The organism is Thermodesulfovibrionia bacterium (assembly GCA_030646035.1).
In the GTDB taxonomy this organism is placed as follows: domain Bacteria; phylum Nitrospirota; class Thermodesulfovibrionia; order UBA6902; family UBA6902; genus JACQZG01.
Map to the genome: position 1 here is coordinate 249,699 of JAUSMY010000010.1, position 11,809 is coordinate 261,507.

Annotated in this window: 12 protein-coding genes and 1 tRNA gene; 8 read left to right on the plus strand and 5 right to left on the minus strand. The window is 44.1% G+C overall.

The features are described 5' to 3' along the window. Positions 1-17: 17 nt before the first annotated feature. The gene (locus Q7U10_02105; GenBank protein ID MDO8281413.1) at positions 18-734 is read left to right on the plus strand and encodes a thioredoxin domain-containing protein; all 717 of its coding nucleotides are present in this window, start codon (positions 18-20) and stop codon (positions 732-734) included. 89 nt (positions 735-823) lie between these two features. Here the strand turns inward: Q7U10_02105 and Q7U10_02110 are convergent, their stop codons facing one another. The 3 genes from Q7U10_02110 to Q7U10_02120 all read right to left on the minus strand — a co-directional run bounded on the left by Q7U10_02110 (position 824) and on the right by Q7U10_02120 (position 3,630). Continuing rightward, positions 824-1,651: a ParB/RepB/Spo0J family partition protein gene (locus Q7U10_02110; protein ID MDO8281414.1), complete on the minus strand. Its 828-nt coding sequence runs from the start codon at positions 1,649-1,651 to the stop codon at positions 824-826. Next, positions 1,632-2,408, minus strand: a complete 777-nt coding sequence (locus Q7U10_02115) for a ParA family protein (protein ID MDO8281415.1) — start codon at positions 2,406-2,408, stop codon at positions 1,632-1,634. Before Q7U10_02115 ends, Q7U10_02110 begins: the two co-directional genes overlap by 20 nt. A gap of 112 nt (positions 2,409-2,520) precedes the next feature. Next, positions 2,521-3,630, minus strand: coding sequence for a DUF4346 domain-containing protein (locus tag Q7U10_02120; GenBank protein MDO8281416.1), 1,110 nt, complete (start codon positions 3,628-3,630; stop codon positions 2,521-2,523). A 247-nt stretch (positions 3,631-3,877) separates the two neighbouring features. On the opposite strand from Q7U10_02120, the gene Q7U10_02125 reads away from it, so the two are divergent. The 4 genes from Q7U10_02125 to Q7U10_02140 all read left to right on the plus strand — a co-directional run bounded on the left by Q7U10_02125 (position 3,878) and on the right by Q7U10_02140 (position 6,252). Beyond that, a tRNA-Ile gene (locus Q7U10_02125) sits at positions 3,878-3,953 on the plus strand. Between the two features lie 80 nt (positions 3,954-4,033). Next, positions 4,034-4,741, plus strand: coding sequence for a C4-type zinc ribbon domain-containing protein (locus tag Q7U10_02130; protein MDO8281417.1), 708 nt, complete (start codon positions 4,034-4,036; stop codon positions 4,739-4,741). Further along, positions 4,738-5,241, plus strand: a complete 504-nt coding sequence (locus Q7U10_02135) for a ribonuclease HI family protein (GenBank protein ID MDO8281418.1) — start codon at positions 4,738-4,740, stop codon at positions 5,239-5,241. The genes Q7U10_02130 and Q7U10_02135 overlap by 4 nt, the downstream gene beginning before the upstream one ends. Positions 5,242-5,340: 99 nt before the next feature. Then, positions 5,341-6,252: a selenium metabolism-associated LysR family transcriptional regulator gene (locus Q7U10_02140; GenBank protein MDO8281419.1), complete on the plus strand. Its 912-nt coding sequence runs from the start codon at positions 5,341-5,343 to the stop codon at positions 6,250-6,252. A 12-nt stretch (positions 6,253-6,264) separates the two neighbouring features. Here Q7U10_02140 and Q7U10_02145 read toward each other — a convergent pair whose 3' ends face one another. Then, positions 6,265-6,945, minus strand: a complete 681-nt coding sequence (locus Q7U10_02145; protein MDO8281420.1) for an MgtC/SapB family protein — start codon at positions 6,943-6,945, stop codon at positions 6,265-6,267. A gap of 128 nt (positions 6,946-7,073) precedes the next feature. On the opposite strand from Q7U10_02145, the gene Q7U10_02150 reads away from it, so the two are divergent. Continuing rightward, positions 7,074-8,453, plus strand: coding sequence for a class II fumarate hydratase (locus Q7U10_02150; protein ID MDO8281421.1), 1,380 nt, complete (start codon positions 7,074-7,076; stop codon positions 8,451-8,453). A gap of 2 nt (positions 8,454-8,455) precedes the next feature. Here the strand turns inward: Q7U10_02150 and Q7U10_02155 are convergent, their stop codons facing one another. Next, entirely contained in the window at positions 8,456-9,550 is a 1,095-nt protein-coding gene (locus Q7U10_02155) for a cyclic nucleotide-binding domain-containing protein (protein ID MDO8281422.1), read from the minus strand. Between the two features lie 348 nt (positions 9,551-9,898). Between Q7U10_02155 and Q7U10_02160 the strand changes: the two genes are divergently transcribed. Then, positions 9,899-11,191: a PKD domain-containing protein gene (locus Q7U10_02160; GenBank protein MDO8281423.1), complete on the plus strand. Its 1,293-nt coding sequence runs from the start codon at positions 9,899-9,901 to the stop codon at positions 11,189-11,191. A gap of 33 nt (positions 11,192-11,224) precedes the next feature. After that, a partial coding sequence (locus Q7U10_02165) for a hypothetical protein (protein ID MDO8281424.1) occupies positions 11,225-11,809 on the plus strand: 585 nt, incomplete at its 3' end.

The window sequence follows — 11,809 nt, forward strand, 5'->3', positions numbered from 1 at the left end:
ATTAACGGAGGAAAATCATGAAAAGATGGAAAAGTTTTGTTGTTTCTGCACTGCTCTTGGTCCCGCTTTTATTCACAGTAGCCTGTGCTGATGAAGCGAGGCTCAAGAAGATAGAAGATGAGCAGGCAAGTATACTTAACAGGCTGGCGGCTATTGAAGAGACCCAGAAGAAGATATTGGGTGCGATGCAGCCGCAAAGGCCTCAGGTTGATTATAACAAGGTTTACAATCTGCCGATCGGCGCTTCATCTGTCAAAGGTGATAAAGGCGGCGCTGTGACCATTGTTGAATTCTCGGATTTCCAATGCCCTTACTGTTCCAAACTTCAGCCTACGCTTAATGAAGTATTGCAAGCTTATCCCAAGGGAGTCAAATTTGTATTCAAGGACTTCCCACTCTCGTTTCACAAACAGGCAAAAAATGCTGCTGTAGCAGCGCGCGCGGCAGGGGAGCAGGGTAAATTCTGGGAGATGCATGACCTGCTTTTTGAGAACTTCAATAAGCTGACCGATGACAGTTATAAAGAATTTGCAGCTAAGCTCGGGCTTGATGGAAATAAATTCATGGCTGACTTCAGCAGTAATAAATATGACCAGCTTATTCAGCAGGATATAGACCTCGCCGGAACTGCTGATGTAAACGGCACTCCGACACTCTTTATTAACGGCAAGAGGATGCAGGGCAGGTCTATGGATGACTTTAAGGCAGCGATCGACGGGATACTGAAGAAGTAGTTTTTGTCATTCTCCGGCTTGACCGGGGAATCCAGATTCAATACGAGAGGGAGCAGGCTATAAACCTGCTCCCTCTTTTTTAGTAAATGCTACGTCAGTATCTCAAGCAGCCTGTCGAGTTCCTCAAGCGAATAATACTCTATCTCGATCTTGCCGCCTTTTTTGCTTTTGTGGATAAGGCGCACCTTTGTCCCGAGGCTCTGTATGAGCTTCTCCTCAAGCGAGGCTATCTGCGGGTCTCTTGATGCCTTTGGCTTCGGGCGTGAATTCGAGGTCTTTTTGCTTAGCGCCTCTGCCTCTCTTACGCTAAGGCCGTTCTTGATAATCTTTCTGGCAGCTGCTGTCTGTGCTATAGGGTCATCTATCTGAAGCAGCGCCTTTGCATGGCCTATGCTTAATGAGCCTTCAGCGATCCATCTCTTTACCTCTGAAGGCAGCTTGAGTATCCTCAGGTAGTTTGTGACGGTAGCCCTGTCTTTGCCGACCTTCTTTGAGAGTTCGTCATGCGTCAGGCTGAAGTCTTTGATAAGCCTCTGAAACGCCTCGGCAGTCTCAAGAGGATTCAGATCCTCTCTCTGGATGTTCTCGATAAGGGCAAGCTCAAGCGCTTCCGCAGGAGCAGCCTCCTTTACAATGGCAGGTATCTTATCAAGGCCTGCTTTTTTGGATGCGCGCCATCTTCTCTCACCTGCTATAAGCTCATAAGCTCTGTCAGATATACGCCTTACGATAACCGGCTGAATCACACCTTTTTCCCTGATCGAAGAGACAAGGTCGTCAAGCGCCTTGTCGTCAAAGAACCTTCTGGGCTGGTATTCGTTAGGTGTTATGATGTTTATATCAAGCTCAAGTATCCCGCTGCTCTGCTTCTGTTCAGGGATAAGAGCTGAGAGTCCTTTACCCAGTGCCGGTTTCATTGCCAACTATCTCCTTTGTAAGTTCCATGTAGCTTTGAGCGCCCTTGGAGTTGATATCATACAATATTGCGGGCTTGCCGTGGCTTGGAGCCTCGGCAAGCGTTATGTTCCTTGGGATCCTGGTATTATACACCTTGTCTCCAAAGTGCTTTCTCAACTCATCTGCGACCTGGTGTGCAAGAGAATTCCTCCCATCGAACATTGTAAGGAGTATGCCCTCTATCTCCAGATTAGGGTTGAAGGTGCTCCTTATCAGATTAAAGGTCTTGTATAATGCCCCTATGCCTTCCAGCGCGAAGTACTCACACTGCATCGGGATCAAGAGGCTGTCAGCTGCAACCAGCGCGTTAAGTGTTAAAAGGCTGAGTGAAGGCGGGCAGTCGATCAGTATGAAATCATAATCAGCCCTGGCAGTAGCAATGGCATCTTTAAGAATAACCTCTCTGCCCTCTTTTGCCGCAAGTTCCAGTTCAGCGCCTATGAGGTCTATATTTGACGGGATGATCTTTAGCCTGTCAATCTGGGAATTACAGATAACTTCGGAAATATTTCTTGATCCTGTGTAAATATCATAGAGGCTGCCGCTAAGGTTATCCCTGTCTATACCGAAGCCGCTTGTTGAATTGCCCTGTGGGTCGGCATCTATGAGCAGGACATTCTTGCCGGCCATCTGGGCCAATGACGCAGCTATATTAATGGCTGTTGTTGTCTTTCCGACGCCGCCCTTCTGATTGGATACCGCAATTACTCTTGACATAGTGTTAAACGTAAAATTGAAAGTTAAGAATGAAAAGTTAAGAATTAAGAATGACAGAAGGTTTTGCCAAAAAAGTTTATGCCTTTTTGCCTGATGCCTTTAATCCTCTGTATTATGCTCCATCCTGTACAAATTTAGTATTGTTTTTCATGGACAGTTCAGCCCTTGCAAGCTCTTTCCCAAGATAAGCTGCATGGCTGAGTTCAGATACCCACTTGTTATTGATTATTGTGAAATAAAGTTCGCGGCTGTTCTTGCCTTCGATGACCCTTAGAAGTTTATTCTCATAGTTGTAGTGTTCAACCAGTATGACCTTATTATTTCTGAAAGGCATTATTACGAAGTATCCTGCCTTATCCAGTTTTACTGACTTTGGATTTATAGCTTTGACCCTTGCCGTTGCAGGCATCTTTTCAGCTTTGGGTTTAGCAATTAATTTGACCGGCGTCAATGCAGGCTTCGGAGGTTCAGGATGACATACGCCGCCGCATCCGCAGCTTGAAATCACTGCGCTAATCGGATTTGATACGGCTGATAACGGCTCAGATCTTTTTGCAAGAGCGTTTATCCTTTTCGTCAGGGTTTTTATATTTGAGCACCCCTGCTGATCATCTATCTCTATCTGGCTGCGGAATGCCCTTACATCAGAATGGTTAAGGTTCTTAAGCACAGGCCGCCTTCCGGGAGAATCGATAACGCGCATATTCTTGTCAACTCCGTTCTTCCATAAAGCCATGATGGTTGCGCCGCTTTTGTGTCCCGGCGCCTCATCCCCAGCAAGGATGAGATAACGAATCGCAGGGTTAGTAATAATATTCTTTACCAGCTTGTCAATACCTATATTTTCAGTCTCTGTTTTGCCGATTATGCACAGGCCTTCCGGCTTGAGCTTTACTATCTTCTCCTCAAGTTTCAGGTTTGCAAGTGTAGTGACCGCCACCGGAGCTGACCTGTCAAGGACTGTATACTCGCCATCCACAGTCGGCCAATCATCGCCAACATTAAACTCACAGCTTAAGAGCGTGGAAGATGCAAGGCGGGGAAACTCTTTTGTCAGCAATGTCATAGCCTCGGCCGGAATGCAGAATTTACATCCGAAGCAGGAGTATTTAAGAGGCTTGAGATCCTTGTATATGAGCTTCACATCCTTGAGCAATTCTTTTGCTTCTTTGTCTTTCAGTGTGGGAAGGGATAACTTGAGCCCTTCCAAGGTGCCGCGCATGCATCCGCACTGGGCACATTTGCATGTGCTTATCCCTCTATGTAGTTCTGAAGTGACTTTCTCAAAAACAGATTTCATGATTGAATTATTATGACCAATAACATATAAAACTTCAATGCAGCGGTCATTATCACGTAATCAGAGTCAAGTCATTGCTGATAATATTCAATGCGTGTTATCATGACAGGCAAGGTTTACTTTTTTTTGCGTTTATCATAGAATGTCATAGTTAACTTTTCGGTAATCAGGGCCTATAGCTCAGTTGGTAGAGCCACCGGCTCATAACCGGTTGGTCCCAGGTTCGAGTCCTGGTGGGCCCACCATAAAATCACTATGTTAATTAATATATTGATGTTCAGACCTGATTCCCTTTGTTTTTCCACTTTGTTTTTCGGAGGCAGCATTGAATGAACAATTAGAGCTTCTCAAGAAACTTCAGGATGTTGACTCCGCCATCATCTCTTTAGCTGATGAAATAGATCAGCTCTCAAAGAAAATAGGCAATGACAGTTTACTGCTTAAACAGGCCCAAGCCTCCTATAACATTTCCAAAGCCAAATCTGATGAAGCAGTAAAAAAGAGAAAAGACAAGGAACGGGAGCTTCAGGAGATCCATGATACCATCAACAAGTCCAAGGCAAAGAGCGGTGCGCTCAAGACCAACAAAGAATATGAAGCTCATCTGCGGGAGATAGAATCTTTCCAGAAAAAAACAGAGCGTATAGAGGAAGAGATACTTACTATCATGGTCAGCGCGGATGCTTTAACAAATGAGCTGAAGGAAGAAGGGTTAAAGCTAAAAAAGGCTGAAGAGGAATGTAAAAAAGATGAGCAGCTTATCGAGAATGAGAAGAAGAAGCTGCTTTCAGACATGACAGAATATAAGTCAAAGCGAACTGAATTTACAGACAAGATAGATCCGGATAATTATGAGATTTACATGAACCTTTTAAAGAAGCATGGCAGGACAGCAGTTGCTGAGGCGGAAAATGAGATCTGCTTGGGGTGCAATACGAATATCCCTCCGCAGCTCTTTAATGAAGTAAAAGAAAATCGTAAGATCATTAACTGCTTTTATTGTTACAGATTCCTATATTACAAAGATAAATGACCCCGCTTTTCAGCACAGGCAAGCCTTTTGACAACGCCGCTCAAAAAAACCAGCCCAATGACTTACAGGCAGCGTCTTCTTCAATATATTCAGAAGCAGAGATATACTGTGATGGCGCCTGCAGCGGCAATCCCGGAAAATCTGGTATAGGGGTTGTGATCCTCTTTCATGGAAGCAAAGAGAATGAGCTCAGGATCTCTGAGTATATTGGAGAGGCAACAAATAACATTGCTGAGTATACCTCCCTGCTCAAGGGACTGACAGAAGCAGATTCATCAGGAGTAAAAAAAGTAAGGGTCTTTATGGACTCTGAACTGGTAGTCAAGCAGATAAAGGGTGAGTACAGGGTGAGGAACGAAAACCTGAAGCTGTTATGGGTCAAGGCTATGAAACTTATCGATAAATTCGAGAAGTTCGAGATCTCTCACGTCAGGAGGGAACTGAACGGAGAAGCTGACGCACTCGCAAGAAGCGCTGTTGAAGGGAGTAAAAAGCGGTAGCTGTAACAGATTAGTTTTTTACATATCTTGATAATTGACACTAATAGTTTTATTGTCTATACTAATTTGTCTCTATAATTCAATAACCAAATATAAACTATGGATGATCATAAGTTAAGAGTCTTCTGCACTGTTGCAGAAACAAAAAGTTTTTCCAGGGCATCCGAGATAATCCGCCTGACCCAGCCTGCTGTAAGCCTTCAAATACAGGCGCTTGAGGATATGTACGGCACAAAGCTCTTCAACCGCTCCGGGTGCATAATAACCCTTACCAATGCTGGAGAGATACTGTATAAATATGCAACAGAGATAAATTCTCTGTATGGTGATGCTGAGAAGGAGATAGGTTCACTGACCGGCCAGGTCAAGGGGATTTTAAGTGTTGGAGCAAGTTCTACAATTGGCAATTATATACTGCCTTCAGTTATTTCCGAATTCAAAAAGAAGTACCCAAAGGTCGGGATACATATCCACATAAGCAACACACGGAATGTAATTGAATATCTGAACACAGGCAATGTTGATATTGCCCTGGTTGAAGGTGAGATAAAGAAACAGAAACTCATTGTCGAGAAGCTCATCCCGGACGAAATGGTATTGATCATGTCTCCTCTTCATCCATGGGCCAAGAGACTGAGCATAAGCATAATGGAGCTTTCAAAAGAACCCATGATATTCCGGGAAGAGGGTTCAGGCACAAGGCAGGTGATCGAGAAACACCTTGCAACACACGGCATAACCCAGCAGAACCTGAAGATCTCCCTTGTAATGGGAAGCACGGCATCTATCAAAAACGCTGTTGAAGAAGGGCTTGGGGTTTCAATAATCTCAAAGTGGGCTGTGAAGAAAGAGGTTAAGTTCGGCGTAATAAAAACCTGCGGTTTTAAGGATGAAGCTTTCAAGAGAGATTTTAATCTCGTTTATAAAAAGTCCAAAGAGCCTTCACACACTCTTCAGAGCTTCCTTAAGTTCCTTAAGAAATATCCTTTTGACAGATTGCTGAATTCATAAATCCGGCAGCGCCTATCCCCTTATCCTGATCGTATTAACAAACTCCAAAGAATTAAGCTGTTGAAATATCTTTTTTGTATCTTCCTTCCGCTTTGTTAAGATGTGAAATGTAAATATATACTCTCTTGTTGCGCCCTGTTTTTCATAATCAACTGAGTGCACATGAAATCCGCAACCCTTGAGTACGGAGCAGATCTTTTCTTCAGCGTCATGAATCTCCACTCCGCCTGTGGAAACAGTTATCGTCCTAAACATCACTGTATTTATCTTTCTCTCAACAGCCCTTAAGACAACAAGTGCAAGAATTGTAATTGCGGTAGTCATCAACCCTTCGACATAAAGGCCCGCTCCAATGGCAAGCCCTATTGCAGATACGATCCATATTGATGCCGCAGTTGTCAGCCCTCTTATCGCAAAACCATCCTTTATTATTACTCCTGAGCCAAGAAATCCAATGCCCATAAGCGCGCCGGCTGCTATCCTTGCGGGGTCTATCCTGAGGTTTGGGTCAAGGTCTTTCAGATGAAAAAAGTAGTTTTCAGAAACAATCATTATCAAAACAGCCGCGACACATACGATAAGCTGTGTCCTGAACCCCGCAGCCCTGCCGTGCATCTCCCTCTCAAAACCTATTATGCCTCCGACAAATGCCCCGAGCAGCAGGCGTAAAGCTATTTCGTAAGTTGATATCATGGTTAAGACATTATAGTTTTAGTCTTCCTGCACTGTCAAATAAATAAAAATAAATGATAAATAATAATCATAAACGGAAGTTCTGATATGGTAAACTACTAAAAATCAAACAAAGTGAGGGCGTTAGATTGAGAATAGAGCATGACACACTTGGAGAAGTTAAGCTGCCTGACAAAGCATATTACGGCGCTCAGACACAGAGAGCGGTCGAGAACTTTCCCATAAGCGGGCTCAGGCTTCCCCGGCGTTTTATAAGGGCACAGGGGATAGTGAAGCTTGCTGCAGCAAGGGCAAACGGATCATTCGGGCTTCTGAAAAAAAATCAGTTAACTGCAATTGAGAAAGCTGCGCTTGAGGTCATCGAAGGCATGCATGACGCTCATTTTGTTGTTGACGCCTATCAGGCAGGGGCAGGCACTTCACAGAACATGAACGCAAATGAGGTCATCTGCAACAGGGCTGTGGAGATACTCAAAGGCAAAAGAGGCGACCACAGCAAGATACATCCGAATGACCATGTGAATATGGCGCAGTCAACCAATGACACCATACCTACATCAATATGCATATCATCATTTGAGGCGCTCAAAGAAGGCCTCCTTCCGGCTCTTAGATCTTTGAAGATTGTTCTCTCAAAGAAAGCAAAAGATTTCGACAGGATAGTAAAAGCAGGCAGGACACATATGCAGGATGCGGTGCCTATCAGGCTCGGCCAGGAGTTCAGCGGCTATGCAGAAGCTGTTGCCAATGACATAAAGAGGATAGAGAACGCCTCCAAGTCTCTTCTGTATATTCCGATCGGAGGCAATGCCGTCGGCACAGGGATAAACGCCCATCCAAAATTCCGGCAGACAGTTGTCAGAGAGATCAATAAGATAACCGGAATAAAGTTCAAGAGCCCTGCTAACCGCTTTGAAGGGATACAGAATGTCAACGCAGCACTTGAGGTGAGCGCATCGCTGAGAGGGATCGCAGTAACTCTTACAAAGATATCCAACGATATCCGCCTCCTCAGCTCCGGCCCAAGGACGGGCTTTGCTGAGATCATATTGCCTGCTGTTCAGCCCGGCTCATCCATAATGCCGGGCAAGGTGAACCCTGTCATGGCGGAGATGCTGAATATGATTTGCTATCAGGTCATGGGAAATGACACCACTATAACATTTGCCATGCAGGCAGGGCAGCTTGAGCTTAATGTGATGAAACCGCTCATAGCGTATAACCTGCTTACTTCAATAGAGATACTGACAAACGGCGTAAACGCATTTAATGATAAATGCTTAAAGGGCATAAAGGCTGATGCAAAGAGATGCAGGGAACTGGCTGATGCAACACTTGCAATAGCAACCGCGCTGAATCCTGTTATCGGCTACGAAGCAGCAGCGGCAGTTTCCAAAGAGGCTTACAACACAGGCAAGACTGTAAAGCAGGTTGTTATTGAAAAAGGCATCCTGAACAAGAAAGACGCAAACCGTCTCCTTGATCCTATGAAGCTTACAGGGAAGTAGGTTTACGTTTCCACTTTACCGCCCGGCAGGTGTATGCCGTTGGAACCTGTTACAATCTCTCCTTCCCAGCCGTTAACTCCACCGCGCAGACATTGGGAGTGGAAGCCGTGGTTCTTCAGGAGAAATGCCGCTACCATGCCACGGGAATCATTGAGGCAATAAGTAATATATTTTTTTGACTTGTCAAAATCTATGGATTCCTGCCGCAATATTTCAAGCGGGATGTTAATCGCGCCATATATGTGCGCTTCTTCATATTCAGCAGGGACCCTGGCATCTATGATGACATACTCATCCAGATATCTATCAAGGGGAACATCTTCAGGAAAGATATTATCTAAAAATGAAGGTTTCATGATCTGGTTGAAATCCTTTTTGTGCAGTGCAGCTACCGTTGTCTTCTCAATGGCACGGCAGGTTGCATTGCGTGGATCATCCCTGATAAGCGCCTCTTCCCCAAAGGCTTCTCCTGCGTCCAATACGGCCACCTGTTGATACTCCTCTCCCCCTTTTTTACTTTTCAATACAGCAACACGCCCTGATTCAATAATGTAATAATGTTCACCTTTTTCACCCTGCACAATGATATCTTCGCCAGGGGCGTATTGTTTTTCAGCCATCTTTTCCATGATGGCGAACATTTTAAACGGTTCAAGGAGTTGAAAGGGCTGCAGTATTTTAATTCTGTTAAAACGAAGATAACCTTCTACGTTTTTGGTAAGGGAGATATTAAAAGCGGCTTCATCCAATACAATATTTTCGAACTCTGCTTTTGGCAGTTCAAAAAGCGTAACATCGGTAATTGCACGGACTGAACTCGAACGGACGGGACAGGTCAACAGCGCTATCTCTCCAAAGCCCTGCCCGCTTCCTATGACAGAAAGTATCGCATCCTGCCCGGATTTTGTCCTCTTGGTTACTTCAACCTGGCCCTGTTTAATGAAATAAAAAAAGTCTCCCGCATCTCCCTCCTTCAGGATTACACTGCCGGCAGGAAAATTGACAACCTTGCTCTTTTTGGAAAGGAGTTCCAGAGAATTATCAGAAAGGCTCGAAAAATAATTGTACCTTCTAAAGTCGGATGCAAGAAGCCGCATTATTATCCACCTATTACTGACTAATTAGAGACCTAAAAGAGCCGCAATTTCTTGACCTTTATAGATTTCAATAAAGATCATAGAGTAAATCATTAGACTTACTTTAATTTTTCGGATAATTATTGTCAATATAATTCGTAAGCTTACCCTGAAACGAGGCGATCTGTAACATGTTGCACTGCCTCAATAACGTTGGGTAACTCACATTGAACAATATATTATCTTTTTCGGCATAATTACAAAAACGGTGTCTGAAAGCAGCAAATAACACAATATTAAATGGATATTATTCATCATGTCCATATATAATAATAGAAGAAGATATGAGTTAATCTTCTAATTGTGTGTATGGCAACTAAAATATTTAATCTGAAAAAGTTCGTTTTTCTGCTATCTCTTGCCTTTATCTTTCTATCTATCAGCAGACCAGGTTATGCAGGATATTTTGATACGCCTGTTACCACTACAAAATTTATGTGGCTTGCGGGAATAGATTTTACAATAGATGGTTCTCCAGCCCAGATCGGCGATGAAATAGCTATATTTGTACCTGGTGTCCAGACCCCGGTTGGATTATATATTGTTGATACCACAGGACAATACGGAATAATGCTTATTTATGGTGATGACGAAACAACCATAGGGGCATTATCCGGTCAGGCGCTTACTGATTTTAGAGTATATGATACGAGCACATCGACATTGATCACTAATGTGCAGCCGGCAATTCCCGGAAGCTGTATCAGTGTATTCTGCCCGCCTGCATCTCTTCCTATAACCTACCAAACTACAGGCACCACATTTTCACCGCCAGCCGCAGGGACTTTATTAAATATGGCAGCAACATCTACTGTTTTAGATACAACTGCCCCCACAACCACCGCATCACCTGCGGGCGGATCGTATGGCTCACCGCAGAATGTAACACTCACCTGTAATGACGGCACAGGTTCGGGATGCGCAAACAAATATTACTGCACAGGTTCAGGATGCACGCCTGCAACAGTTTATAACGGCGCAATCGCCTTGTACACTACAACAACATTAAGGTTCTATTCAAAGGACAACGCAGATAATAGCGAGACAGTGAAGTCAGAGGTTTATGCCATTAATACCGTGCCTGTTGCAGGATTTACAGGTTCTCCAACAAGCGGGAGCGCGCCTCTTACAGTAAACTTCACAAACACCTCAACAGGCTATGACACGCCGCTTACATACGAATGGGACTTTGACAATAACGCTACTGTTGACTCGACATTATTAAACCCTTCATATGAATATGCAGGTACAGGAACATATTCCGTAAAGCTAACAGTCACAGACTCAGACGGCAGCGCCAATTCGCTGACAAGGCTTAACTATATAAGCGCTACATGTTATTCACCTGTAAAGATCACCGGCATGGCAAATTCATATTACACATCTCTCCAGCCTGCGTATGATGATTCATCGCAAGGAGATGAGATACATTTCCAGGATGATACATTTAATGAAAACCTTATATTGAATTCCAGCAAGACGATAACGCTCAGAGGCGGATATGACTGTGATTTCAATGCAACAACCGGCAAGACGGTCATAAACGGCAATGTGACTATAAGTAATGGTGTGGTAACAATGGAAAATATCATAATCCAGTAAACATAATAATATACAAACAATGGAGGGAATAAAATGAAAAAGATATTGATCTTATTAACCTGTGTGTTACTGATTGGGAGCAGGGTATTTGCTGCCGGAGACCTATTAGTGACAGGCAACCTGGGAGTAGGGACAACAACCCCGGATAACAAGATAGTGGTAACCGATGGAAAGATCAAAACTATCGGCACATACCAAAATCAGGGGTTTATTGCTGACTATGTGGCTCCCGGTGATGACTCCACAGCAACAGCTTTGACCTCAGGCCTAAACAGGGGCGCATTCTTATTTTCAAAATGCGAAGGATGTTCCAACGGATTTCATAGTTTTGCCATACAGGCGCGTTCCCGGGCAAATGTTCTGCTTGGATCGCCATCGAGGCCGGACACCGTTTTTGAGATAACGGAATACGGCATGACAAGCATAGGGAAATATGAACCTGCAGCGTGGCTGGATGTGTCAGCCTCTGGATATACGAATATTGACCTCTTCAGGTTAAGCTCAACTGACGCGACCAATGGGGATATGTTCATAGTGAAGAACACCGGCAATGTGGGAATAGGAACAATCGCCCCTACTGAGAAGCTCTATGTTACCGGCAACATATATGCAACAGGC

What these genes read in the sequence shown, in the direction of transcription:
- Q7U10_02105 (MDO8281413.1), top strand. Translation starts at nt 18, where the DNA reads ATGAAAAGATGGAAAAGTTTTGTTGTTTCTGCACTGCTCTTGGTCCCG.
- Q7U10_02110 (MDO8281414.1), bottom strand. Translation starts at nt 1,651, where the DNA reads ATGAAACCGGCACTGGGTAAAGGACTCTCAGCTCTTATCCCTGAACAG.
- Q7U10_02115 (MDO8281415.1), bottom strand. Translation starts at nt 2,408, where the DNA reads ATGTCAAGAGTAATTGCGGTATCCAATCAGAAGGGCGGCGTCGGAAAG.
- Q7U10_02120 (MDO8281416.1), bottom strand. Translation starts at nt 3,630, where the DNA reads ATGCGCGGCACCTTGGAAGGGCTCAAGTTATCCCTTCCCACACTGAAA.
- Q7U10_02135 (MDO8281418.1), top strand. Translation starts at nt 4,738, where the DNA reads ATGACCCCGCTTTTCAGCACAGGCAAGCCTTTTGACAACGCCGCTCAA.
- Q7U10_02140 (MDO8281419.1), top strand. Translation starts at nt 5,341, where the DNA reads ATGGATGATCATAAGTTAAGAGTCTTCTGCACTGTTGCAGAAACAAAA.
- Q7U10_02145 (MDO8281420.1), bottom strand. Translation starts at nt 6,945, where the DNA reads ATGATATCAACTTACGAAATAGCTTTACGCCTGCTGCTCGGGGCATTT.
- Q7U10_02155 (MDO8281422.1), bottom strand. Translation starts at nt 9,550, where the DNA reads ATGCGGCTTCTTGCATCCGACTTTAGAAGGTACAATTATTTTTCGAGC.
- Q7U10_02160 (MDO8281423.1), top strand. Translation starts at nt 9,899, where the DNA reads ATGGCAACTAAAATATTTAATCTGAAAAAGTTCGTTTTTCTGCTATCT.